We start from the raw sequence: 24666 nt of genomic DNA on the forward strand, positions 1-24666 counted from the left end.
CGGTGTCTGCTCCGACGCGGCGGTGGTTGCTCGCGGCAGGAGCCGCACTGGCGGTGGGGCTGCTGATCGGCGGGGCGACGGGTCTGGTGGTCGCAGGCGTCGTCACGGTCGGTGGTGAGCGGATGCTGCGCCGCGCAGGCCCCGACGAGCGGGCTGCCACGCGGGCCGGCCTGCTCCGCGACCTGCCCGGTGCCTGCGACCTGCTCGGCGTGTGCCTGGCTGCGGGTCTGCCGGTGGCCGGTGCGCTGACCGCCGTGGGGGAGGCGGCCACGGGTCCGCTCGGCGCGCAGCTGCGCACCGTGGCGGCGCTCTACCGGCTGGGCGCCGAACCCCGCAGAGCCTGGGCCGACGTGCCGAGCGAGCTCGACGGCCTCGGGCGGGTGCTCGTCCGGGCCGGGGAGTCCGGTGCCGCTGTCGTGCCGGCGCTGAGGTCGCTCGCCGCGGATGTTCGCTCGGCGGAGCGGGTCGAGTCGGAGGCCGCCGTTCGCCGGGCTGGCGTATGGGTGCTGGCACCGCTCGGCGCGTGCTTCCTTCCCGCGTTCCTGTGTCTGGGCGTCGTGCCGCTGGTCCTCGGGATCGCCGGGGACGTCTTCCGCTGACGGCGTCCACAGGCGTGGTGCTTCTCCACAGATCGCCTCAGCACCTGCGTTGTCGACCTGCGCGCCGCGAGGGTCTGGTCAGGGCCCGGGAGGCGGGCAGTGACAGAAGAGATTCGAGGAGACCGTCATGACGAGCACGTCGACCGACCAGTTCGAGGCGAGCGCGGACGAGCCCGCCGCGCCCACCACGGAGCCAGCACGACGGCGGAACGTGCTCGCCCGACGGTGGGCTGCGGTCCGCGCAGCTGCGGAGGCAGGCATGAGCACCGCCGAGTACGCGGTCGGCACGGTGGCCGCCTGCGCCTTCGCCGCGGTGCTCTACCGGGTCGTCACGGGGAGCTCGATCGTCACGGGTCTGACCGACCTGGTCGAGTCCGCGCTCGCGACCCTGTCCTGACGATGGAGGTGCGCCTCGGCCGGCATCGGGTGTCCGGGCGTCGCGAGGCCGGCATGGTCACCGCGGAGACCGCCGTCGTGCTTCCGGTCCTGCTCCTCGTCCTGGCCACCACCGTCGCCGCGGTGACGGTGGTGGGCGCCCAGCTCCGGTGCGTCGACGCGGCCCGGGAGGGCGCGCGGGCCGCGGCGCGAGGTGAGCCGGTGGCGGTCGTGCAGTCGGTGGTCGCACGGGCCGCGCCGGACGGGGCGACCACCACCGTCTCCGTGGGTGCCGAGGAGGTCCGGGTCCGGGTCACCGCCCGGATCGCGCCGCTGGGCGCGGCACCGCTGTCGATCACCGTCGGCGCCGAGGCGGTGGCGCTTCGGGAACCCGGCGCTCAGGAGACGGGATGAGGCTCGGGCGGCCGGAAGGGGAGCGGGGTTCGGCGACGGTGTGGGTGCTGGCCCTGTCGGGGGTCCTGGCGCTGGTCGGGGCCTCGATCGTGCTGATCGGTGCCGCAGTCGTCGCCCGACACCGCGCCACTGCAGCAGCCGACCTGGCCGCACTTGCCGCGGCGGGTCGTGCGGTGCTCGCCGACTCCGGCGCCTGCCCCGTCGCCGCGAGGATCGCGGAGGCGAACGCGGCCGAGCTGACCGGGTGCCGAGTCGACGCGGGTGCCGTGGTCGAGGTCGACGTCCGGGTCCGCGTCCGTCTCGGCCGGCTGGGTGCCTTCGCGGCCACCGCGCAAGCGCGGGCGGGGCCGGTCGACCCGGGGACGGTCGCCTCGGCGCCGTTGCCGTCCGACGTGTTCGCCGCGTCGGCCGGCGCGGAAGCGCGCGGACATGACTACCTGCCGACGGCCGACAGGATCAGCATGGTGGACGTTCCGGATCGACGACGGCTCCTGGCGGCGACGTCCCCGACGGAGCGGCGGGATCCGGGACCCCGCAGCACTCCCGTGTGGCGGCGCGATCGGGCAAGGGAGGCCGAAGATGAAGCGACGCATCATGACGCTGGTCCTGGCACTCGGCGTGGCGCTGACTCCCGTGATCGCGCCGGTGGCTCACGCGGTTCCCGTCATGAACCGTGTACCGGCCGCCTACGCGGATGCGGTTCGCCTGCTGACGCGACCGCCCTCGGCCGTGCTGTTGCCCGCACCCCCGGCGGGAGGGACGGCCGCCCTCCTCGACGCCGTCAATCAGCACCGGCTCGGCCTCGCTGTCGTGCCACCCCTGGGAGCTCTTCCGGCCCCGCAGGTGGAGGCATTGGCCGGCGTTCCACAGCCCTACGCCGGGCGCGTGGCCGCCCTCCTCCAGACGATCCTCGCGTGCCCCGCCAGGGGCGGCCCAGCGTGCGCCACGGCCACGAACGACGCGCTCGTCGCCGTCCTGCGGACCCCGGCGCCGGCGTTCGCCGACGTCGACCTGTGGCCGACCCTCTACATCGACGGCAACGGAGGCTCCAACACCTACCGACACGACTACATCGTCCTCATCGACCGGGGTGGGAACGACACCTACGACAACAACGCGGGGGGCAACCTCGTCGACGTGCAGCGTGGCCCGGCGGGCTCGGCCGCCCCGATCAAGGCCGATGCAGTGGGCTGCGAGCAGGCCCAGGGGATCGCCACCTTGCCTGCCAACAACACCTTCGACTGCGTCTCGATGCCGCAGGTCGCGCTGCTCGACTACCGGGGGTTCGGGTTCAGCAACGACACCTACGGCGTCATGAAGTCGCCCCGCGCCTCCGACCACAATCCTCCGCCCACCGGCCCACGGGCCGTCGACGGCTCCTGCACCACCAGCTCCCTGATCCGCCGGATCGTGGTCGAGGGCTCCGGCTTCGAGGGCAATGGACTCCTCATGGACGTCGACGGCCACGACCGCTACCTGGGCAAGACGGCCGCCCAGGGCTCGGCCCACGTCTCGGGAGTGGGCGTGCTGCGCGACCTCGGGCGCGGCAACGACAGCTACCTGGCGATCCGGAACTCGCAGGGGTTCTCGCTCGTCGGCGAGCTGGGCGTCCTGCAGGACGACGGCGGGAACGACCGGTACGACACGTACATGCCGCGGAAGCGGAACCCGGCGGCGGCGTACCAGACGCCGGGCTCGGGCGGGGTGATCGACGACACCGGGACGTGCGACAACCTTCCGCGCATGGTCCAGGGCAGCGGGCTCGCGGGCGGTTACGGGCTCCTGACGGACCAGGACGGCTGGGACACCTACGTGGGCGCGCCGCCGGCCACGCAGCCGTTCGCGCCGCCGGTCCAGTTCCTGCACTCGTCGCAGGGCTTCGGCTGCAGCGGCGGCACTGGCGAGCTCCGCGACACCGGTCTCGACCACGACGTCTATCGCGAAGGTCCGACCCGGGCCGACGGCATGTCGGTCACGCAGGTGCAGACGCCGTGCGCGCCGGATGCCCCGGGTGTGAGCGTCTTCCTCGACGACGGCCCGCGCAGCTGAGCGGACGTCGGACAACTGCCGGACGTACGCCCGCTCGGGCTCAGGGTCAGAAGACGAGGTCCTCCTCGACCTCGTCCGCGGGTGCGGCGTCGTCATTCGCGGCGAGCGCATCCAGGATCACGTCGAGCACGCGCACGGCCCCGGCCTTGTCCAGGGGGTCGTTGCCGTTGCCGCACTTGGGCGACTGCACGCAGGAGGGGCAGCCGGTCTCGCACTCGCAGCTCGCCACGGTCGCCCGGGTCGCCTGCAGCCACTGCCGCAGCACCGTGAACCCGCGCTCGGCGAATCCCGCGCCACCCGGGTGCCCGTCGTAGACGACGATCGTCGCCGCGCCGGTGTCCGGGTGCAGCGCGGTCGAGAGGCCCCCGAGGTCCCACCGGTCACAGGTGGCCAGCAGCGGCAGGATCCCGATCGCGGCGTGCTCGGCGGCGTGCAGCGAGCCGGGCAGCTCGACCTCGTCGAGCTCGGCACGTTCGATCGCCCGCTCGTCGAGGGTCAGCCACACCGCCCGGGTGCGCAGCTGACGGGCGGGCAGGTCGAGCGGGAACTCCGCCAGCACCTCACCGGTGCCGAGCCGCCGCCGCTGGTAGGCCACCACCTGGTTGGTCACGTCGACGACGCCGGTGTGCGCGGTGACGATGCCGAGGGATCGGCTCCGGTCCGTGGACACCATCGCGAGATCGGTGATGTCGCGCGCGACCGTCGTCCACTCCGGGCTCTCCGCGTGCACGACGGCGCAGGCGTCGTCGACGTCGAACTCGTCGACGACGAAGGTCTCACCGCGGTGCACGTAGAGGGCTCCGTCGTACACGGTCGAGTGGGACGCATCCGCGTCGACGGTGCCGAGCAGCCGGCCGGTGTCGGCTTCGACGATCGACACCGGCTGGCCGCCACTGCCGCGGATGTCGACGTCGGGCCGTCCCCGCCCGGCCCAGTACCAGCCGGCCGGGCGCCGCCGCAGCTGACCGGCGGCCACGAGCTCGTCGAGCTGGGCCTCGGCGGCAGGACCACCGAACTCGGGAAGATCCTCCGGTCGCAGGGGCAGCTCGGCTGCGGCACAGCACAGCTGCGGGCCCAGGACGTAGGGGTTGGTCGGATCGGTGACCGTGGCTTCGATCGGACGGCCGAACACCGCCCGCGGGTGGTGGGCCAGGTAGTGGTCCAGCGGATCGTCGCGCGCGACGAAGACGACCAGCGACTCCTTCTGCGCCCGGCCGGCGCGTCCGGCCTGCTGCCACAGCGACGCCAGCGTGCCGGGGTATCCCGCCAGCACCACCGCGTCCAGCCCGGCGATGTCGATGCCGAGCTCCAGGGCGTTGGTCGTCGCCACCCCCAGCAGATCGCCGGAGGACAGGGCCCGTTCCAGCTCCCGTCGCTCCTCGGGCAGGTAGCCACCGCGGTAGGAGTCGACGCGGCGGACCAGGTCGTCGCGGCCGCGGTCGTGCAGCAGTCGACGGGCCTGCTCGGCCACGGACTCCGCGCTCCGCCGGGACCGCACGAAGGCGAGGGTCCGGGCGCCGCGTTCGACGAGGTCGGCCAGGAGTCCCGCCGCGTCCGCCGCGGCCGAGCGGCGCAGGGGAGCGCCGTGCTCGCCCGTCCGCTCGGTCAGCGGCGGCTCCCACAGCGCGAAGGTGGCTCCGGGCCGGGGTGAGCCGTCGTCGGTGACCGCTGCGACCGGCCCACCCACCAGCCGGGAGGCGGCCGCCGCGGGTTCGGCCACGGTGGCCGAGGCCAGGACGAACACCGGCTCGGCGCCGTACCGCCGGCAGATCCGCCGCAGCCGCCGCAGCACGTGCCCGACGTGCGAGCCGAACACCCCGCGGTAGGCGTGGCACTCGTCGATGACGACGTAGGCGACCCGGCGCAACGTGCTCGACCACTTCTGGTGCGCGGGGAGGATCCCCCGATGGAGCATGTCCGGGTTGGTCACGATCCAGCGTGAATGCCGCCGGACCCAGTCCCGCTCCTCGCCCGGGGTGTCCCCGTCGTAGGCCGCCGGGCGCACCGAGGGGTCTGCGAGCGCGGCCACCGAGGCCAGCTGATCCCGGGCCAGGGCCTTCGTCGGCGCCAGGTACAGGACACAGGCTCGGGGATCCTCGGCGAGCCGGGTGAGGGCCGGCAGCTGGTAGGCCAGCGACTTCCCGGACGCCGTCCCGGTGGCCACGACGACGTGCCGGCCGTCCCGCGCCAACTGGGCGGCGTCGACCTGGTGCCGCCACGGCGCGAGCACGCCGCGCTCCTCCAGTCGCGAGCGCAGGGGCGGGCTCACCCACTCCGGCCAGTCGAGCGTGCTGCTGTTGCGTACCGGGACGTGGTGGACGTGGGTGACCGGACGCTCCTCCTCGTCGGTCCCGGCGAGCACCGAGGCCAGCAGCTCCGCGCCCGGGAGAACGGGATCCATGCCGGATGCGGGGGCCGGCGGGAGCGGGTGGAGCGCAGTCACGACACCACTGTCACACCCCCTGGCGACAAGGGGGCTGAGCGGATGACAAAGATGTGATGCAGACAACAGAACGTCGTGGACGTCTACACAGCCTGTGACCTCACTTACACTCGCGCCGCGCTCCGGTGCGCGGTTGACCCGCGAGCCGAACGCAACCCTCCGCCGACCTGGGGTGCACGCACGCCTCCCGGCGGCAGTCGACCGCTTGGAGGAACACACATGCCCGACAGTTCGCTGTCCGGCGGGGACATGGCGCTGGTCGCCGTCGTCCTCGTCATCTCCCTGGCCGCCCTCGGCTTCGCCGCCTTTCTGTCCAAGGCCGTGTTGGCCGCCGACCAGGGCACCGTGAAGATGCGCGAGATCGCCGTGGCGGTTCAGGAAGGTGCGGCGGCCTATCTGAGGCGGCAGTTCCGGACGCTCGGCGTCTTCGCCGTGATCGTCTTCCTTCTCCTGCTCGTCCTTCCCGTCGCCGACGGCGGCTGGGGCACCCGCGCCGGCCGTGCCGTGTTCTTCCTGATCGGCGCCGGATTCTCCGCGGCCGTCGGGTTCATCGGGATGACCCTGGCGACCCGGGGCAACGTCCGCGTCGCCGCGGCGGCCCGTGGCGGCGGGTACGAGCCGTCGTTCCGCATCGCGTACCGCACCGGCGGTGTGGTCGGGATGATCACCATCGGGCTCGGTCTGTTCGGTTCGGCGCTGGCCCTGCTGCTGTTCGACGAGACGGCGCCCATCGTGCTCGAGGGCTTCGGCTTCGGCGGCGCCCTGCTCGCCATGTTCATGCGCGTCGGCGGCGGCATCTTCACCAAGGCGGCCGACGTCGGCGCCGACCTGGTGGGCAAGGTCGAGGCAGGCATCCCCGAGGACGACCCCCGCAACGCCGCGACCATCGCCGACAACGTGGGCGACAACGTGGGCGACTGCGCCGGCATGGCCGCCGACCTCTTCGAGTCCTACGCCGTGACCCTCGTCGCCGCGCTGATCCTCGGTCAGGTGTTCTTCGGCAACGTCGGCATGGTCTTCCCGATGCTGGTCGCCGCCATCGGCGTGATCGCCTCGGTGGTCGGGGTCCTCGCGACCCGGCCGAGCAAGAACGACGCCAGCGGCATGGTCCCGATCAACCGCGGCTTCTTCGCCTCGGCCGCGGTCTCCCTCGTGCTCGTCGCCGCGGCGTCGTTCATCTACCTGCCCAGCGTCGCCGACGTGGACGACCTGTCGGTCAGCCCGCAGGTGCTCGGGTTCCTGTCGGTGCTCGTCGGCGTCGTCCTCGCCGCGGCCATCCAGCAGCTGACCGGCTACTTCACCGAGACCAGCCGCAAGCCCGTCAAGGACATCGGCCGCAGCTCGCTGACCGGCCCCGCGACGGTGATCCTCTCCGGGATCTCGCTCGGCCTCGAGTCCGCGGTCTACGCCGCGCTCCTCATCGGTGGCGCCGTCTACGGCGCCTTCCTCATCGGTGGTGGCGCGGCCCTCTACGCCGTCGCGCTGGCCGGCTGCGGCCTGCTGACCACGGCCGGCGTCATCGTCGCCATGGACACCTTCGGCCCGGTGAGCGACAACGCGCAGGGCATCGCGGAGATGTCCGGCGATATCGACGAGCAGGGCGCCCGGGTGCTCACCGACCTCGACGCCGTCGGCAACACGACGAAGGCCATCACCAAGGGCATCGCCATCGCAACGGCCGTGCTGGCAGCGACCGCGCTGTTCGGCTCGTACAACGCGCAGGTGGGCGTGGCGCTGGACGAGGCGGGGGAGACCCTCGGCGACGCCTTCAGCCTGGTGAACCCGAACAACGTCGTCGGCGCGGTGCTCGGCGCGGCAGTGGTGTTCTTCTTCTCCGGCCTGGCGATCAGCGCCGTGTCGCGGGCCGCCGGCCGGGTGGTCTTCGAGGTCCGGGAGCAGTTCCGCACGCGGCCCGGGATCATGGACTACAGCGAGCGGCCCGACTACAGCGCCGTCGTCGACATCTGCACCAAGGACTCGCTCCGCGAGCTGGCCACTCCCGGTCTGCTCGCCGTCCTGGCTCCGGTCGCCGTGGGCTTCGGCCTCGGCATCGGCCCCCTGGCGGCCTACCTGGTGGGTGCGATCGCGGCCGGCACGCTGATGGCCGTGTTCCTCGCCAACTCCGGCGGCGCCTGGGACAACGCGAAGAAGATGGTCGAGGACGGCGCCTACGGCGGCAAGGGCAGCGAGGCGCACGCGGCCACCGTCATCGGCGACACCGTGGGCGACCCGTTCAAGGACACCGCCGGTCCGGCGATCAACCCGCTGATCAAGGTGATGAACCTCGTCGCCCTGATCATCGCGCCCGCCGTCGTCACGATGTCGGTCGGGGACGACGCGAGCACACCCCTGCGGGTGGCCATCGCGCTCGCCGCCGTCCTGGTGATCGTGGTCGCGGTCGTCATCTCCAAGCGTCGGTCGGTGGTCGTCGGCGGCGCGCCGAGCGACACCCCCGACGCACTGACCACCAGCGCTCCCTGATTCCGCACGCCCGGATCCTCCGGCCGGCAGCCCGCCGGCCGGAGGGTCCGGGCGAGGCTGTGGACGCGGACGTCCCTTGTGGACGACGCCTGCACGACGGGGCCGTGCGGCCCTAGCGTCCGTCGCCTCCGGTCCGCTCCTGGACCGGAACGACGACGGAGGCTTCGATGTCGCATCCGCTCCCCACCACGTCCTTCACCGTGCGTCCCGACGAGGTGGAGGCGCTCGCCGCCGAACTGGGCACGCTGGCCAGTGAGCTCGCCGACGACGCGGACTGGACCCGGTCCGCCGCTGCGTCCTTCCCGGTTGCCCTCGGCGGCCACGAGGGCTGGAACGCCGGCGTCGCCGCCAATGCCTGGGTCCGTCTGCAGGAGATCCTGGCCGCCCGGGCCGGCGCCCTGGCCGGCACTCTCTCGGCCGCCGCGGCCGCCTACCGGGCCGAGGACGCCGCGCTCGCGGGCCGCTCCGGCCATCGGCCGGGCCCGCGATGACCACCCCACTCGCCCACGGACCCCGCGTGCACGCCATCGCCGCCTGGGACGTCCCCCTGACCCGGCGGGCGGTCGTGTCGCTCGCGGAGACGATCGAGCGCCTCCTCGCCTGGAAGGCGCGGCTCGAAGGGGTGGGGCGCGCCATCGAATCCGGCGACTGTTGGTCCGGCCCCGCTGCCCAGAGCGCCGCGACCGCGCTCGCCGAGACGTCGGCGGTGAGCGCGGCCGTCGGGCGCGCTCTCGACGAGTCGCTCTCGGCCTACCACCGCCTCGCGGCCCAGGCCGAACTCGCCCAGGACCTCGCCACCCAGGCGCTGTCGTCGATCCGGCTGCTGGCTGACGGGGAAGCGGCACCGGCCGCGGTCCTCGCCGAGGCCGCCCTCGGGCACGCGGCGTCAGCGGCGGCGGCTGCGGAGAGTGCGGGTGACGCCCTCGCCGGCCTGGGCGTCGTCACCGCCTTCGCGAGCCTGGGCTTCGTCGATGCCGTCGCGCCCGCGGACTTCTGGGACCTGATGGGACACGTGCCGGTCATGGGGCCGATCCAGGCACCGGACCTGCCGTCGCCGCGGCCTCCTGCCGAGATCGCCACCTGGTGGGCCGGGCTGTCCGTGGCCGCGCAGCACGCTCTCATCGCCGTGTCACCGGCCGCGGTGGGGGCGCTCGACGGCGTCCCCGCCTGGGCTCGCGATCGTGCGAACCGGCGTGTCCTGGACCGAGCGCTCCGCGACCCGACCATCCCGGCCGCCCAGGCGTCCACGGCCGGGGTCGTCGCCCGGCGGATCGCGGCCGAGGAGGCAGCCGGTCGGCAGGTCCAGCTCCACCTGCTCGATCTGGCCGGCGACCGGGTGGCGCTGGCAGTGGGGGACCTGGACACCGCGGACGCGGTCGCACTCCTGGTTCCCGGCATCGCCAACACCCCGGGGAAGAGCCTCGGCGAACTGGTCACCAGAGCGAGGCGCATCAGCGAGGCGGCGACGGCCTCCGACGCCGGGACGACGGTCGCGACCATGGTCTGGCTTGGCTACAACCCGCCGAGCGGGGTCATCGGACTGTCGCGCGGACCCGCCGAGCAGGGCGGAACCGCGCTCGCGGCCGCCCTCGATGGCCTGGCGGCGGCCCGTACCGCGACCGCGACCGGGACGCCGCGCACGACGGTCGTGGCGCACAGCTACGGCACGGTCGTCGTCGACGAAGCCGCCGACGCCCCGGGAATGCTGGACGCCGATGCCCTCGCGCTCCTGGGCAGCCCGATCATGGAGGACGACGCGGCGAGCCTCGAGGTACCGGAGGTCTTCGATGCCGCTTCCAGCGGGGATCCGGTCGTGCGGATCCCGTTCGGGAACACCGAGTCGGACAGCTACGGCTCCACCGCACTGCCCGTCACGGGGGATATGGGGCACTCGGACTACTTCGAGGAGGACTACCCGACCCTTGCCGCGATCGGCGAGGTGGTCACCGGCCGGAGGAACCCGGAATGAGGCGTCCACCGCCCCGCGGGAACACGTCCGATCGCCCGGCGTTGGTCCCGGTGACGGCACGCCCACGGAAGGTCGCCCCCGGCACCTTGTCGGGCGAGTGGCTTACCGTGGCCCGCCGGGGGGCGAATCGCGGCGATGCTCCATCGTCGTGGCCTCCCGGAGTCGGGGGGCGTTCGGAACCGGATCACGGTTCGGCGCGTGCGGCGGCCCGACCGCCGCACCGGACGCACCACGCGCAGCAGTCGCACGAACTCGGCACCACCGCAGTACCACCGACAGGAGCACCGTGCCCACGAAGACCAGCGAGACCGGAAGCGAGAGCACCGACGCGACCGCCGGCGGCCCCAAGGCGCCCGCCCGGCGGAAGGCGGCCGCCTCCGGGGGCAAGCCGCTGGTCATCGTCGAGTCTCCGACCAAGGCGACCAAGATCGCCGGCTATCTGGGCTCCGGTTACATCGTCGAGGCGAGCGTCGGGCACATCCGCGACCTGCCCCGCAACGCCGCCGACGTACCGGCCGAGCACAAGGGCGCCGCCTGGGCGCGGCTCGGCGTCGACGTGGACAACTCCTTCGAGCCGCTCTACGTGGTCAGCCCCGACCGCAGGCAGCAGGTCAGTCGGCTCAAGCAGCTGGTGAAGGGCGCCAGTGAGGTCTACCTGGCGACAGACGAGGACCGCGAGGGCGAGGCCATCGCCTGGCACCTGGTCGACACGCTGAAGCCCACCGTCCCGGTGCGTCGCATGGTGTTCCACGAGATCACCCCCGAGGCGATCGCCCGCGCGGTCGCCAACCCCCGCGAGCTGGACACCGCTCTCGTCGACGCCCAGGAGACCCGGCGCATCCTCGACCGCCTCTACGGCTACGAGGTCAGCCCGGTGCTGTGGAAGAAAGTGCTGCCGAAGCTGTCGGCCGGTCGCGTCCAGTCGGTGGCCACCCGCATCGTCGTGGAGCGCGAGCGCGAGCGGATGGCCTTCCACTCCGCTGACTACTGGTCGCTGGAGGGCACCTTCGCGGTCCCGAAGCCGGCCGCGGCCACCGACGAGGGCGAGCCGACCACCGTGCGCGCCCGCCTGGTGAGTGTCGACGACAGCCGCGTGGCCACGGGCAAGGACTTCGACGCGGCGACCGGGCGCGTCAGCGGCGACGTCGTCCACCTCGACGAGGCCGGTGCCCGCGGGCTGGCAGCACGGCTCGAGGGCCGGCAGATGACGGTCGGCCGCGTCGACGAGAAGCCGTACCGCCGCCGTCCGTACGCCCCCTTCACCACCTCGACGCTGCAGATGGAGGCCGGCCGCAAGCTCGGCTGGTCATCGGCGCAGACCATGCGGGTGGCGCAGCGGCTGTACGAGAACGGCCACATCACCTACATGCGCACCGACTCGACCAACCTGTCCGACGAGGCCATCAACGCCGCGCGGCAGCAGGCCCGCGAGCTCTACGGCGACGCCTTCGTCCCGGCCGAGGCCCGGCGGTACAAGAGCAAGGCCAAGGGTGCGCAGGAGGCGCACGAGGCCATCCGGCCGGCCGGCGACAGCTTCCGCACCCCCGGACAGCTGGCCGCAGAGCTCGCGCGCGACGAGTTCCGGCTCTACGACCTGGTCTGGAAGCGCACGATCGCCTCGCAGATGTCCGACGCCGTGGGGCAGACCGTGAGCATCCGGCTGGCCGGGCGCAGCACCACCGACGAGGCGGTCGAGTTCACCGCGAGCGGCCGCACGATCACGTTCCCCGGCTTCCTCAAGGCCTACGTCGAGTCCCAGGACGAGAGCGGCCCCGCCAACGGTGACGACGACGACTCGGCCAGCGACGACGCCGAGCGCCGGCTGCCCCGCCTCGAGCGCGGGCAGAAGCTCGACACCCGTGAACTCGACGCCAAGGGACACAGCACCACCCCGCCGGCCCGCTACACCGAGCCGAGCCTGGTCGCGCGGCTCGAGGAGCTGGGCATCGGCCGCCCGTCGACCTTCGCCTCGATCATGCAGACGATCCAGGACCGCGGGTACGTCTGGAAGAAGGGCAACTCCCTGGTGCCCTCCTTCATCGCGTTCGCGGTGGTGAACCTGCTCGAGCAGCACTTCGCCCAGCTCGTCGACTACGACTTCACCGCTTCGCTGGAGGAGGAGCTCGACCAGATCGCCGGCGGCACGCTGCAGCGGGTCGACTGGCTGACCGAGTTCTACTTCGGCGGCGGGGGCCGCGGGGACGGCGGGATCGCCGAGTCCGGCGGCCTCAAGCAGATCGTCGGCCAGCGACTGGAGGAGATCGACGCCCGCGGCGTCAACTCCATCCCGCTGCGGGCCACCGGACCCGACGGGTCGCCGGTCATCGCCCGGGTGGGCCGCTACGGCCCGTACCTGCAGGCGGGTGGCGACGACGGCCCGCGGGTCAGCATTCCCGAGGATCTCGCGCCCGACGAGCTGACCAGCGAGAAGGTCACCGAGCTGCTCGAGGCCCCCTCGAGCGACCGCGAACTCGGCACCGACCCCGAGTCCGGCCACCCGGTCGTCGTCAAGGCCGGCCGGTACGGCCCGTACGTGACGACCGTCGTTCCCGAGGGCAGCAAGGACGCGCCCCGGACGGCCAGCCTCTTCAACTCCATGACGCCGGAGACGCTGACGCTCGAGCAGGCGCTCACCCTGCTGACGCTCCCGCGGACGGTCGGCGTCGCACCGGACGGCGAGGAGATCCAGGCGCTCAACGGGCGCTACGGGCCCTACCTGAAGAAGGGCACCGACTCCCGTTCGATCGACAGCGAGGACAAGCTGTTCAGCACCACGCTGGAGGAGGCGCTGGCGATCTTCGCCCAGCCCAAGCAGCGGGGACGCCGAGCCGCCGCCGAGCCGCTCAAGGAGCTCGGCCCGGACCCGGTGACCGAGGGCCAGGTGACCGTGCGCGAGGGCCGATTCGGGCCGTACGTCACCGACGGCGAGACCAATGCCAGCCTGCGCAAGGGCGACGACGTCGAGTCGATCACCATCGAGCGCGCCGCCGAACTGCTGGCCGACCGCCGCGCCCGCGGTCCGGCGACCAAGAAGAAGGCCGCCAAGAAGACGACCGCGAAGAAGACGGCGGCGAAGAAGGCCCCCGCCAAGAAGGTCGCGGCGAAGAAGACGGCAGCGCCGGTCACCGCCGGCTGACGGCGTCGGTGGCGGAGCCGAGGGAGTTCGAGCTGCGGGCCCGGGCGCTCTCCTTCGGTTCGGTGGCGGCCGAGTACGCCGCGCTGCGTCCCGGCTACCCGTCCGACGCGGTCGCGTTCCTGGTGGGAGACCGGTCCGCGCGGGTGCTGGACCTCGGGGCCGGCACCGGGCTGCTCACCGACGTCCTGCTGGCCGCCGGCCATGACGTGGTCGCCGTCGACCCCGCCCCGGAGATGCTCGCGCACCTGACCGCCCGCCATCCCCAGGTGGCCACCCTCGCCGGCGACGCCGAGGCGCTGCCGCTGGTCGACGCCGCGGTCGACGCCGTTCTCGTCGGACAGGCCGCGCACTGGTTCGACCCCCGGCCTGCGGCCGCGCAGATGCGCCGCGTGCTGCGACCCGGCGGTGTCGTCGGCCTGCTGTGGAACGTCCGCGACGACCGGATCCCCTGGGTCGCCGCCCTCTCCGAGCTGATGGCCGGCGAGGCCCTCGCCGGCGTCGAGGAGACCGTGGTGGCCGCGTTCGCCGCGGAACTCCGTGCGCACGTGGAGACGGTCGAATCCGCCGTCGTCCAGCGGCTGCCACCAGAGGACGTCGTCCGTCGGACCGCCACCAGCAGCTACGTCGTCACCATGGCAGACACCGACCGGCAGGCCTTCCTCCGGCGCGTGCGGCAGTTGGTGGACACGCACCCGGACACCCGGGGCCAGGCGCTGATCCCCGTGGCCTATCGCACCCGGGCGTTCCGGCTGACCCCGGGCTGACCGCTCGGCACGGTCACCCGGCGGGGTGCGGCTCCAGCAGTTCGAGCCGGTTGCCCACCGGGTCGGAGACGTAGAGCCGCCGGTGGCCGGGAAAGTCCGGGTCCCACTGCACGGGGTGCCCCGCTTCCTCGCACGCCGCGGCCAGCCGGTCGAGGTCTGCCGTCAACAGGCCGGGGTGCGCCTTGAGCGCCGGCCGGAAGTCCGCCTCGACCCCGCAGTGGATCTCCGCGCCGCCCGACCTGAACCAGGCGCCACCGCGGGCGGCCAGCACGGGCGGCTTGGCCACCTCGGTCATGCCGAGCACGCCGCCGTAGAAGGCGCGCAGCGCCTCCTCGCTCCCGGCGGGGCAGGCGACCTGGACGTGGTGCAGACCGGTGAGCACGGGAAGGACCTCCGGAAGAACGTCAGGACGGGCGGGACGCGACGGCGAACACCCGGCGGAACGGCAGCAGCGTCGTGCCGTCGTCCCGGGCGGGATAGGCGGTCCGGAGCGCCGCCGCGTACTCGGCGGTGAACTGCGCGGCGTCGTCGTCCGGGAGCAGGGCCAGCACCGGCCGCAGGACGGTGCTGCGGACCCAGGCGAGGACGGGATCGGTGCCGGTGAGCACGTGCAGGTACGTCGTCTCCCACACGTCGGGGGACAGGCCGCCGGCGGCCAGGACGTCGAAGTAGCCGGCCGGGTCCAGCACCGTGTCCGGCCGCGGCGCGGCCTCGGCCAGCCGGGACGCCCAGCGGGGGGAGCGGCACAGCTCCGCGAGCAGGACGTGCGTGGGAGCGCCGAAGTTGCCGGGCACCTGGACGGCGAGCCAGCCGCCGGGCCGCAGCCACCCCGCCCACTGGCGAAGCAGCTCCGCGTGACCGGGCACCCAGTGCAGGACCGCGTTGCTCACCACGACGTCGACCGGCGCGTCCGGAGCCCAGTCGCGGACGTCCCCCAGGACGAACTCGACGCGCCCGGGGACGGCGGACGTCGCGGCCGCGGCGAGCATCTCGGGGGAGGAGTCGACCCCGGTGACCCCCGCGCCGGGCCAGCGCTCGGCGAGCGTCGCGGTCATGGTGCCCTCGCCGCAGCCGAGGTCGACGACCGCCGACGGGGTCTCGGCGCCCACACGGTTGATCAGGTCGACGAACGGGCGCGCCCGCTCGCCGGCGTAGCGCAGGTAGCCGGCCGGATCCCAGCCGGTCGGGCGCGGGCGGGACCCAGCGGCGTCCCTCGACTGCTCGTCCGCACCCATCGGGAGGACCCTAGCCACCGGTTGCCGCGCGCTCCCGGCGTGGGGCGGCGGGTCTCCTCCGGGCGTAAACCTGCCGGATCCGTCGGCACCGACCGGTACCGTGAGGCCGCCGAGGGACAACTGCAGCTCACCCTCCGACCCCCGGGAGCCCCGATTCCGTCCGACCCGACGCCTCCGGCGCCGCCGCCCGACGACGCGGTGGACGCGCAGCCGGCCGAGCGGACCGCACCGCCGACCGGCGGTCCGCCGTCCGCGGGCGTCCCGGCGCCGCCGGCCGGTCGCGGGGGCGTGGGCGGGGCGGCCTCCGACGACCCGCCGGCCGGCGCGGTGGGGCTGGGCGCCAAGCTGCGGGCCGTCCTGCGGGTGCGGGACTTCCGCAAGCTCTGGCTGTCGATGTCGTTGTCCAGTTTCGGCGACTGGCTGGGTCTGCTCGCGATCACCGCCACCGCGACCTCCCTGGTCGACGGGTTCGCCGCGGCCAACTTCGCGCTCGGTGGCGTCCTGCTCTTCCGCCTGCTCCCGGCGATCGTCCTCGGGCCACTGGCCGGTGCTTTCGCCGACCGGTTCGACCGGCGCAAGACGATGGTGGTCGTCGACATCATCCGGTTCGGGCTGTTCGCGTCGATCCCCGTGGTCGACAACCTGATCTGGCTGTTCGTGGCGCAGTTCCTCATCGAGGCGTTCACGCTGTTCTGGATCCCGGCCAAGGAGGCCGCCGTCCCGAACATGCTCCGCAAGGACCAGTTGGAGCAGGCCAACCAGCTCTCCCTGGTCACCACGTACGGGCTCACTCCGGTGCTCGCGTCGATCGTCTTCGCGGTCCTGACGAGCGTCGGCGGCACGGTGTCCGACGTCATCCCCGGGGTCAACGAGGTCGACCTGGCGCTCTACCTGAACGCCTTGACCTTCCTCGTGGCCGCGTTCGTCATCTGGAACCTGCCGTCGATCAGCGGCCGCCGCGCGGCCGGTCCCGTGAAGTCGGAGGAGACGTTCCTCGGCTCGCTGAAACACGGCTTCTCCTTCGCCGGCCACACGCCGCTGGTGCGCGGTCTCATCGTCGGGATCACCGGCGCCATGGCAGCGGCCGGCGTCATCATCGCGACGGGGCAGGCCTTCGCGAACGCCCTCGGTGGCGGTGAGGCCGCCTACGGCCTGCTCTTCGGAGCCGTGTTCGTGGGACTCGGCACCGGCATCGCCTTCGGCCCGAGCATCGCCCGCGACCTCGCCCGCGAGCGGATCTTCGGCATCGCCATCGTCGGGGCGGGCGCGATGGTCCTGCTCATGTCCTGGACGTTCACGCTGTGGATCGCACTGCTGCTGGTCGTCTTCATGGGCTTCTTCGCCGGCATCGCCTACCTGGCCGGGTTCACGCTGCTCGGTACCGAGGTCGAGGACGAGATCCGCGGCCGGACCTTCGCCATCGTCCAGTCGCTGGTCCGTGCGGCGCTGATCCTGTCCCTCGCGGTGGTGCCGTTCGGGGTGGGGTTGATCGGGCAGCACGAGATCGACCTCGGGATCGGCACCGTCCCCGTGACCGGCGAGCGGGTCATGCTCTTCGTCGCCGGCCTGCTCGCCCTCGGCGTCGGGATCCTGTCCTACCGGCAGATGGACGACGGCCGGCCCGTGCCGCTGCTGGCCGACGTCGTCACCGCGCTCCGCCGGGACACCACTGCCCGCCGCCGGCTCGCCGGAGGAGGTGTGTTCATCGCCTTCGAGGGCGGTGAGGGCGCCGGGAAGTCCACCCAGGTGCGCCGCCTGCAGGAGTGGCTGACGAACGAGGGCCTGGTCGCGCGGGCCACCTTCGAACCGGGCGCGACGCAGTCCGGGGCAGGGATCCGGTCGATCGTCCTGAACCCGGCGCACACCGGGATCGCCTCGCGATCGGAGGCACTGCTCTACGCCGCCGACCGCGCCCAGCACGTGCACGACGTGCTGCGCCCGGCCCTGGACGCGGGCGAGGTGGTCATCACCGACCGGTTCGTCGACAGCTCCCTGGCGTACCAGGGCGCGGGCCGCACCATCCCGCTGGACGACGTCCGCATGCTGTCGCGCTGGGCGACCGAGGGCCTGGAGCCCGACCTCACCGTGCTGCTCGACCTCCCGCCCGAGGTGGGCCTGGCCCGTGCCCGGGGTCGGGCCGTCGCCGACCGCCTCGAGTCGGAGTCCCTGGACTTCCACCAGCGCGTGCGGCAGACCTTCGTCGCGCTCGCCGAGTCCGATCCGGACCGGTACCTGGTGGTGGACGCCCGCCAGTCGCCCGATGAGATCGCCGCGGTCATCCGCGTGCGGGTCGCCGAACTGCTCTCCGGCCTCCCGCTGCAGCAGATCCCCCAGGCTCCGGCCGAGGACGTCCCCGTGAACGGGCGCGCCCGGGTCGAGGGCCCGCACCATCCGCACGCCCAGACGGGCTCCACGCCCCAGTTGCACCCGTGACGGCGGCGGTGGAGGCGCCCGGAGTCTGGGGCCAGGTCGTCGGCCAGGCTGCCGTCGTCGCCGAACTGCGCGCGGCCATCGACAACCCCGCCGCGATGACGCACGCCTGGCTGTTCACCGGTCCGCCCGGGTCCGGCCGGTCGGTGGCGGCCCGGGCCTTCGCAGCCGCCCTGCAGTGCCCGGACGGCGGGGACGGCACGTGCCACGCCTGCCGCACGGTGCTCGCCGGCACCCACGCCGACGTGCACGTGGTGGTGCCGGACGGCCTGTCCATCGGGGCGGCCGAGGCCCGGGAGCTCGTGCGGGTGGCCGGGCGGGCGCCGTCCCAGGGGCGCTGGCAGGTGATCCTGGTCGAGGACGCCGACCGGATGACCGAGCAGGCGTCGAACGCCGTGCTCAAGATGATCGAGGAGCCGCCGCCGCGCACGGTGGTCATGCTCTGCGCGCCGAGCCTGCACCCCGACGACGTCCCGGTGACCATCCGCTCCCGGTGCCGCGTGGTGGCCCTGCGCACCCCGCCGGTGGACGCGATCGCCGACGTCCTCATGAGCCGGGACGGCGTGGACCCCGCGCTGGCGGCCTGGTCGGCCGGTGCGGCCGGCGGGCACGTCGGGCGGGCGCGGCGGCTGGCCCGCGACGAGGACGCCAGGCTGGCCCGCAAGGCCGTGCTCGACGTCCCCCTGTCGCTGGTCTCCCTGGCCGCCTGCCTCGACGCCGCCGACGACCTGGTCGGCGCGGCGCAGGAGGAGGCCGACGTCGCGACCGCCGCGCTCGACGGCGCGGAGACCGAGGCGGTCAAGGCGAGCCTCGGTGTCGGCGCCCGCGGACCGGGGATGGCCGCGGCCAGCCGTGGCGCCGGTCAGCTCAAGGAGCTGGAGCGGAAGCAGAAGTCCCGGGCCACGCGGCTCGGGCGGGACTCCCTGGACCGGGCGCTGGTCGACCTCGCCGGCCTCTACCGGGACGCTCTCGTCCTGGACGCCGCCGCAGCGGAGCCGCCGCAGCTGCTGCATCCCGATCGCCGGGCCGATGCGCAGGAACTGGCCCGCCGCATCGGCGCGGAGGGTGCGCTGCGGCGGATCGACGCGGTACTCGCCTGCCGGCTGGCGCTGGAGCAGAACGTCAAGCCGCGGATCGCCCTGGAGGCGCTGACCGTCGCGCTGCGGCTGCCCGCCTGAAGCCCTGACCCTGCGCGGATCGGGGACGGCGGTGTCGTACGCTGTTCCGGCACGTCCGCCGCCTTAGCTCAGTCGGTAGAGCATCTCACTCGTAATGAGAAGGTCGTCGGTTCGATTCCGACAGGCGGCTCTCCTCCACCAGCGGGTTCGTCCACCAGGACGGGCCCGCTGAGTCGTCTCCGGGGCCCCGTCGGGCTCAACCTGCTCGCTCGGCGGCACTCCGCTCGATGCAGAACTCGTTGCCCTCGGGGTCCCGCAGGGTCACCCAGCCGGTGCCGTCAGGGCGGCGGTGGTCCTCGTACAGGGTCGCGCCCAGGGCCAGGACGCGGTCGACCTCGGCGTCCCGCGTGCGCTCGGTCGGCACCCAGTCGATGTGCACCCGGTTCTTGACCGCCTTGACATCAGGCACGCGGATGAAGAGCAGTCCGGGAACGGGTTCGGGCGCCTCGACGAGGACCTCGTCGTCACCCGGTGCGTCCTCGTCGGAGACCGGCCAGCCGGTGACCGAGGCCCAGAACGTGCCCAGCTCGTAGGGATCGGCGCAGTCCACGGTCACGTGGCGAAGGATCATGGCGGCCGACGCTATCGGCGGCCGCGCGCGGTGGCACCCGACTAACGACGGACGGCGGCACACCTCAGTGAGGTGTGCCGCCGTCCGGGCGAGCGAGAAGACCAGGACGACCCGGATCAGGTGTGGTAGTTCCCGTCCTTGGCGCGCTGGATCGAGGCCATGATCTCGGCCTCGGCAGCCTCGCGGCCGACCCACTCGGCGCCCTCGACCGACTTGCCCGGCTCGAGGTCCTTGTAGGTCTCGAAGAAGTGCTGGATCTCCAGCCGGTCGAACTCCGACACGTCGGAGATGTCGACCAGGTGGGCCTGCCGGGGGTCCGTCGCCGGAACGGTGAGGACCTTGTCGTCCCCGCCCTTCTCATCGGTCATCCGGAACATGCCGATGGCCCGGCAGGTGATGAGGCATCCGGGGAACGTCGGCTCCTCGAGCAGCACCAGGGCGTCGAGCGGGTCGCCGTCCTGCCCCAGGGTGTTCTCGATGTAGCCGTAGTCCGCCGGATAGCGGGTGGAGGTGAACAGCATCCGGTCCAAGCGGATGCGTCCGGTGGCATGGTCCAGCTCGTACTTGTTCCGCTGGCCCTTCGGGATTTCTACCGTCACGTCGAACTGCACCCGCTTAGTGTGACCCACGGCGACCCCGCGTATTCGGCGGAGGTCCCTCTCAGGGGGTGGGCACCATCGCGTCGAGCGGTTCGACGATCGTCACAGCGAAGACAGGGCGCTTCCGGCGACGCCTCGCGATGGGGGTCATAGGCCTCGTCCTGCTGCTCATCGCGGGCATCGTCGGCGTGGGCGTGCTGCTGACCGGCGGAGGTGGGGACGACGGCACCGACGCCGTCGCCGTCCCCGAGGCCGTGCTGCCCGACCTCGGCGACTCGGTGCCCGTGCTCGCCGCGCTCTCCAGCGACGCACCCGCTCCCGACCCGACGGTCCTCAGCAGCCAGCTGACCCCGCTGCTCACGGCGGCCGGTCTCGGGGACGGCGTCTCCGCCGAGGTCGTGGACGTCGCCACCAAGGACGTCCTCCTCGACCTGGACGCCGCCGATCCGGCGACCCCCGCATCGACGGCCAAGCTGCTCACCGCCGCGGCCGCACTGACCACGCTCGAGCCGTCGGACACCCTGGAGACGACGGTCGTCGCCGGCGCGACCCCCGGTGAGGTCGTCCTGGTCGGCGGCGGCGATCTCACGCTCTCCCGCACCGCCCCGTCCCAGACGTACCCGGGGGCGCCGACGGTCGCGGACCTCGCCACCCAGGTCGTCGCTGCGATGCCGGCCGGCACGGCGGTGACCCGCGTCGTCGTCGACAGTTCGCTGTTCACCGGCCCGCTGACCGCCAGCGGCTGGGGCACGGCCGATGCGCCGTCCAGCTACGCCGCCCCGGTCACCGCCACCGCCGTCGACGGCGCCCGCGTCAGTCCGGGATCGACGGCGCGCAGCGGCCAGCCCGGTCTGGACGCCGGCTCCGCGCTGGCCGACGCCTTGGGCGCGCGCGGCGCCACGGTGGTCCTCGGCGAGGCCCCTCCGGGGGCGAAGACGCTGGCGACGGTCCGCTCCGCGCCGATCTCCCGGCTTGTGGAGCAGGCCCTCTCGATGTCGGACAACATGCTCGCCGAGGCGCTCGCCCGGCAGGTGGCCATCGCCCGCGACCTCCCGGCCAGCTTCGAGGGGGCCGCGCAGGGCGTCACCGACGCGCTCCGGGAAGCCGGGATCGACGTCACGGGGGTCACGCTCTCCGACGGCAGCGGACTCTCCCGTGAGGACCGCGTCCCCGCCTCGGTCCTCACGGCAGTGGTCGGCGGCGCCGCCGACGACAGCCTGGACGGCACGTCCGCGATCCTCTCCGGGCTCCCGGTGGCCGGCTACGACGGCACCCTGTTCGACCGGGGCGAGGCCGGCAGCGCGCCGGGCACCGTCCGCGCCAAGACCGGCACGCTGCTCGGGGTGCACGCCCTCGCCGGCACGGTGGTGACCACCGACGGGCGGCTGCTCGCCTTCGCCGTCGTGGCCGACGGGTCGGGCAGCGATGCCGCGGCGGAAGCCGCGCTGGACGAGGTGGCGGCGGCGCTGGCGGCCTGCGGCTGTCGGTGACGGGGCCCTTCCACCGGGTACCGTGAGGCGATGACTAGCGCCTCCTCGATGGTCGACTGGGATCTGGCCGGCCGCACCGCCCGGCGGCTGATGAGCGCCGGACCGGCCACGACACGTGACGAGGCCGCGGACGTCGTCCGTGAGCTGCACGAGGCGGCCGCCGTCGCCGTCGCGCACGTCGAGAAGCTGACCGGTCTGCGACCCGTTCCCGGCGGACCGGTCCCCGAGGTCGCGGTCGTCGACCGCCCCGGCTGGGTCGACGCCAACACGAGCGGCATGGCCGCGCTGCTGAACCCGCTGGTCGAGGCGCTCACGGAGAAGCAGGACTCCAAGCCCGGGGCGATCGCCACCGCCATCGGGTCGCGCGCCACGGGACTGCAGGCCGGCGGGCTGCTGGCCTTCCTCTCCTCACGCGTGCTGGGGCAGTACGAGGTCTTCGGCACGGGAGGCCGCCTGCTCCTGGTGGCCCCGAACATCGTCGCCACCGAGCGGAAGCTCGGCGTCGATCCGGCCGACTTCCGGCTCTGGGTCTGCCTCCACGAGGTCACCCACCAGTTGCAGTTCACCGCGGTCCCGTGGCTGCGCGGCCACCTCGAGTCCGAGATCGCCGAGTTCGTGGAGGCCACCGACCTCACGTCCGACGTGCTCCGCGAGCGGCTGCAGGACGTCCTCCGCAGCGTCGGGGACGCCATCCGCGGCGGGGAGGGGGAGTCGGAGGGGCTGATGGCCCTCATCCAGGACCCCGCGCAGCGCGCCGTCCTCGACCGGGTCACCGCGGTGATGAGCCTCGTGGAGGGGCACGCCGAGTACGTCATGGACGGCGTCGGTCCGGACGTCGTCCCCACGGTGAAGACCCTGCGCAAGCGGTTCGCCCAGCGACGCAAGGGCCGGGGCCCGCTGGACCGCGTCCTGCGGCGGCTGCTGGGTCTGGAGCAGAAGATGAAGCAGTACGCCGAGGGTCGGATCTTTGTCGGCGGGGTCATCGACCTGGTCGGCATGGAGGGCTTCAACCGCGTGTGGGAGGGGCCTGCGAACCTGCCGCGGCTCGAGGAGCTCACCGCCCCCGAGCTGTGGGTGGAGCGCGTCATCGGCCGCCCGGCCATCCCCGCCTGACCCCGGCTCGCCCGACGCCATGACCGGCCCTGACCCGTCGGTCGCGCGGATCCGCAGCGCCGTCCGGCCAGCGCTGACCGCCTCCGACCAGCCGGTGCTCGTCGCCTGCAGCGGGGGCGCGGACTCCCTCGCGCTGGCCGCCGGCATCGCCTTCGAGGCGCCCCGCGCAGGGGTACCGGCCGGCGCCGTGACGGTCGACCACGGCCTGCAGGCCGGCTCCGACGAACGGGCCGAGGCCACCGCGACCCTGCTGCGCAACCTCGGGCTCGCCCCGGTCACCGTCGTCCGGGTGGAGGTCGCCCGGCTTGGCGGCCCCGAGGCCGCGGCCCGGACGGCCCGCTACGACGCCCTGCGGACGGCGGCCGCCGAGCACGGGGCCCGTGTCGCCCTGGGGCACACCCTCGACGATCAGGCCGAGACCGTGCTGCTCGGGCTGGGCCGGGGGTCGGGTCCCCGGTCGGTGGCCGGGATGGTGGCGGAGCGGCCGCCCTTCTGGCGCCCGCTGCTCGGGATCCGGCGCGCGACCACATCGACGGCCTGTGCCGCGCTCGAGCTGCCGGTCTGGGACGACCCGTGGAACGACGACCCGGCCTACACCCGGGTGCGGCTGCGGACCGAGGCGCTGCCGCTGCTCGAAGAGGTGCTCGGCGGCGGTGTCGCGCCAGCGCTCGCCCGCACCGCCGGACTGCTGCGCGAGGACCTCGACCTCCTCGACGGGCTCGCCCGCGCCGCACTGGAGGAACTCGCCGGCGACCGCGGCCTGCCGGCCCGGGAGACGGCTGCGCTGCCCGCCGCGCTGCGCCGCCGGGTGCTCCGCGACTGGCTGCGCGCAGCCGCCGTGCCGGACCTGCAGGCGGTGCACCTGGCCGCCGTCGACGCGCTGCTCACCGACTGGCGGGGGCAGGGTCGGGTCGACCTACCGGGCGGCGCGGGTGTCGTCCGGACGTCTGGCACCCTGACGCTGGTTCCCGCGCAGCACGGCGGCGGGCCGCCAGCCACCCCCGACCTCGAGGAGCCTGATCCGTGACCGAGCCTGCGACGAAATCCGGAGCGCTGGGTCCCGACCACGGCTACGGCCCGGACATCGACCACGTCCTGCTGAGCGAGGAGCAGATCCAGGCCAAGATCGCCGAGCTCGCCGAACAGATCGCCACGGACTACGCCGGCAAGGAGGTCCTGCTGGTCGGTGTCCTCAAGGGCGCGGTGCTGTTCATGAGCGACTTCGCGCGGGCACTGCAGCTGCCGACGCAGATGGAGTTCATGGCCGTCTCCTCCTACGGGTCGGCCACCAGCTCCTCCGGCGTCGTGCGGATCCTCAAGGACCTCGACCGCGACATCACCGACAAGCACGTGCTCGTGCTCGAGGACATCATCGACTCCGGGCTCACGCTGTCGTGGCTGCTGAAGAACCTCGGCGGCCGCGCACCGGCGTCCCTGGAGGTCTGCGCCCTGCTGCGCAAGCCCGACGCCGTCAAGGTCGACGTCCCGGTGAAGTACATCGGGTTCGACATCCCCAACGAGTTCGTCATCGGCTACGGCCTGGACTACGCCGAGCGCTACCGCGACCTGCCCTACATCGCCACCCTGAAGCCCGAGGTCTATCAGTGACATCTGTCGGCCCTCCGGGCCGACGACCGCGGCCAGGAGCCGTCCCCGGCTCGCGCTGAGCCGGTCCGTCGCACTACGTGGGGAGCCTCCGGCCCCGCCGCGCAGCACGACCCTCGCAGGGCGGCTCGCCTCGACCCGTCGTCGGGGACCCTTCGGGCCCCACTCCTCCGGGCCATTCCGAGCGTGCGTCCAGCGGTTGCACAGGTGCCCCG

The 24666-nt window shown here is 73.4% G+C and carries 20 protein-coding genes and 1 tRNA gene; 16 read left to right on the plus strand and 5 right to left on the minus strand.

The features are described 5' to 3' along the window. Nucleotides 1-2 precede the first annotated feature (2 nt). From E4P38_RS03785 to E4P38_RS03805, 4 genes are all read left to right on the plus strand, one after another. Nucleotides 3-599, plus strand: coding sequence for a type II secretion system F family protein (locus E4P38_RS03785; RefSeq protein ID WP_245160760.1), 597 nt, complete (start codon nt 3-5; stop codon nt 597-599). A gap of 127 nt (nt 600-726) precedes the next feature. Beyond that, a complete protein-coding gene (locus tag E4P38_RS03790) occupies nt 727-996 on the plus strand; it encodes a DUF4244 domain-containing protein (RefSeq protein WP_135130383.1) in 270 nt (89 codons plus the stop codon). A 2-nt stretch (nt 997-998) separates the two neighbouring features. Continuing rightward, nucleotides 999-1388 (plus strand): TadE family type IV pilus minor pilin, encoded by a 390-nt coding sequence (locus E4P38_RS03795; RefSeq protein WP_245160761.1) that lies wholly within the window; start codon nt 999-1001, stop codon nt 1386-1388. A gap of 579 nt (nt 1389-1967) precedes the next feature. Beyond that, nucleotides 1968-3437 carry a hypothetical protein gene (locus E4P38_RS03805; RefSeq protein ID WP_135130385.1) on the plus strand — a complete coding sequence of 490 codons (1470 nt, stop codon included), beginning with the start codon at nt 1968-1970 and terminating at the stop codon, nt 3435-3437. A gap of 46 nt (nt 3438-3483) precedes the next feature. Here E4P38_RS03805 and E4P38_RS03810 read toward each other — a convergent pair whose 3' ends face one another. Next, nucleotides 3484-5880 (minus strand): DEAD/DEAH box helicase, encoded by a 2397-nt coding sequence (locus tag E4P38_RS03810; protein ID WP_245160762.1) that lies wholly within the window; start codon nt 5878-5880, stop codon nt 3484-3486. Between the two features lie 219 nt (nt 5881-6099). On the opposite strand from E4P38_RS03810, the gene E4P38_RS03815 reads away from it, so the two are divergent. The 5 genes from E4P38_RS03815 to E4P38_RS03835 all read left to right on the plus strand — a co-directional run bounded on the left by E4P38_RS03815 (nt 6100) and on the right by E4P38_RS03835 (nt 14230). Continuing rightward, nucleotides 6100-8361, plus strand: a complete 2262-nt coding sequence (locus E4P38_RS03815; protein WP_135130386.1) for a sodium-translocating pyrophosphatase — start codon at nt 6100-6102, stop codon at nt 8359-8361. 167 nt (nt 8362-8528) lie between these two features. Beyond that, entirely contained in the window at nt 8529-8852 is a 324-nt protein-coding gene (locus E4P38_RS03820) for a hypothetical protein (RefSeq protein ID WP_135130387.1), read from the plus strand. Further along, nucleotides 8849-10330: an alpha/beta hydrolase gene (locus E4P38_RS03825; RefSeq protein ID WP_135130389.1), complete on the plus strand. Its 1482-nt coding sequence runs from the start codon at nt 8849-8851 to the stop codon at nt 10328-10330. The genes E4P38_RS03820 and E4P38_RS03825 overlap by 4 nt, the downstream gene beginning before the upstream one ends. A 286-nt stretch (nt 10331-10616) precedes the next feature. Next, nucleotides 10617-13466, plus strand: coding sequence for a type I DNA topoisomerase (gene topA / locus E4P38_RS03830; RefSeq protein WP_135130391.1), 2850 nt, complete (start codon nt 10617-10619; stop codon nt 13464-13466). A gap of 8 nt (nt 13467-13474) precedes the next feature. Beyond that, nucleotides 13475-14230, plus strand: a complete 756-nt coding sequence (locus E4P38_RS03835) for a class I SAM-dependent methyltransferase (protein WP_245160763.1) — start codon at nt 13475-13477, stop codon at nt 14228-14230. A gap of 13 nt (nt 14231-14243) precedes the next feature. Here E4P38_RS03835 and E4P38_RS03840 read toward each other — a convergent pair whose 3' ends face one another. Next, nucleotides 14244-14612 (minus strand): VOC family protein, encoded by a 369-nt coding sequence (locus E4P38_RS03840; RefSeq protein WP_135130393.1) that lies wholly within the window; start codon nt 14610-14612, stop codon nt 14244-14246. 22 nt (nt 14613-14634) lie between these two features. Then, entirely contained in the window at nt 14635-15465 is an 831-nt protein-coding gene (locus E4P38_RS03845) for a trans-aconitate 2-methyltransferase (protein WP_135130394.1), read from the minus strand. Between the two features lie 198 nt (nt 15466-15663). Between E4P38_RS03845 and tmk the strand changes: the two genes are divergently transcribed. The 3 genes from tmk (at nt 15664) to E4P38_RS03860 (ending at nt 19203) form a co-directional block, all read left to right on the plus strand. Further along, nucleotides 15664-17898, plus strand: coding sequence for a dTMP kinase (tmk, locus tag E4P38_RS03850; protein ID WP_135130396.1), 2235 nt, complete (start codon nt 15664-15666; stop codon nt 17896-17898). Then, nucleotides 17895-19073 carry a DNA polymerase III subunit delta' gene (locus E4P38_RS03855; RefSeq protein WP_135130398.1) on the plus strand — a complete coding sequence of 393 codons (1179 nt, stop codon included), beginning with the start codon at nt 17895-17897 and terminating at the stop codon, nt 19071-19073. The genes tmk and E4P38_RS03855 overlap by 4 nt, the downstream gene beginning before the upstream one ends. 57 nt (nt 19074-19130) lie before the next feature. Continuing rightward, nucleotides 19131-19203, plus strand: a tRNA-Thr gene (locus E4P38_RS03860). A 66-nt stretch (nt 19204-19269) separates the two neighbouring features. Here E4P38_RS03860 and E4P38_RS03865 read toward each other — a convergent pair. Together E4P38_RS03865 and E4P38_RS03870 are read right to left on the minus strand one after the other, a co-directional pair. Continuing rightward, nucleotides 19270-19644 carry a VOC family protein gene (locus tag E4P38_RS03865; protein ID WP_135130400.1) on the minus strand — a complete coding sequence of 125 codons (375 nt, stop codon included), beginning with the start codon at nt 19642-19644 and terminating at the stop codon, nt 19270-19272. 116 nt (nt 19645-19760) lie between these two features. Continuing rightward, nucleotides 19761-20255 carry an inorganic diphosphatase gene (locus tag E4P38_RS03870; protein WP_135130401.1) on the minus strand — a complete coding sequence of 165 codons (495 nt, stop codon included), beginning with the start codon at nt 20253-20255 and terminating at the stop codon, nt 19761-19763. A 128-nt stretch (nt 20256-20383) separates the two neighbouring features. Between E4P38_RS03870 and dacB the strand changes: the two genes are divergently transcribed. From dacB to hpt, 4 genes are read left to right on the plus strand one after another with little or no spacing between them, the layout of a single operon-like run. Further along, nucleotides 20384-21733: a D-alanyl-D-alanine carboxypeptidase/D-alanyl-D-alanine-endopeptidase gene (gene dacB / locus E4P38_RS03875; RefSeq protein ID WP_245160764.1), complete on the plus strand. Its 1350-nt coding sequence runs from the start codon at nt 20384-20386 to the stop codon at nt 21731-21733. A gap of 30 nt (nt 21734-21763) precedes the next feature. Beyond that, the gene (locus E4P38_RS03880) at nt 21764-22846 is read left to right on the plus strand and encodes a zinc-dependent metalloprotease (RefSeq protein WP_135130404.1); all 1083 of its coding nucleotides are present in this window, start codon (nt 21764-21766) and stop codon (nt 22844-22846) included. Between the two features lie 19 nt (nt 22847-22865). After that, nucleotides 22866-23873, plus strand: coding sequence for a tRNA lysidine(34) synthetase TilS (gene tilS, locus E4P38_RS03885; RefSeq protein WP_135130406.1), 1008 nt, complete (start codon nt 22866-22868; stop codon nt 23871-23873). Continuing rightward, on the plus strand, nt 23870-24454 hold the full coding sequence (gene hpt / locus E4P38_RS03890) for a hypoxanthine phosphoribosyltransferase (protein ID WP_348633775.1): 585 nt from the start codon (nt 23870-23872) through the stop codon (nt 24452-24454). Before tilS ends, hpt begins: the two co-directional genes overlap by 4 nt. Nucleotides 24455-24666 lie beyond the last annotated feature (212 nt).

The organism is Blastococcus sp. CT_GayMR16, from assembly GCF_004570875.1.
GTDB lineage: Bacteria > Actinomycetota > Actinomycetes > Mycobacteriales > Geodermatophilaceae > Blastococcus_B.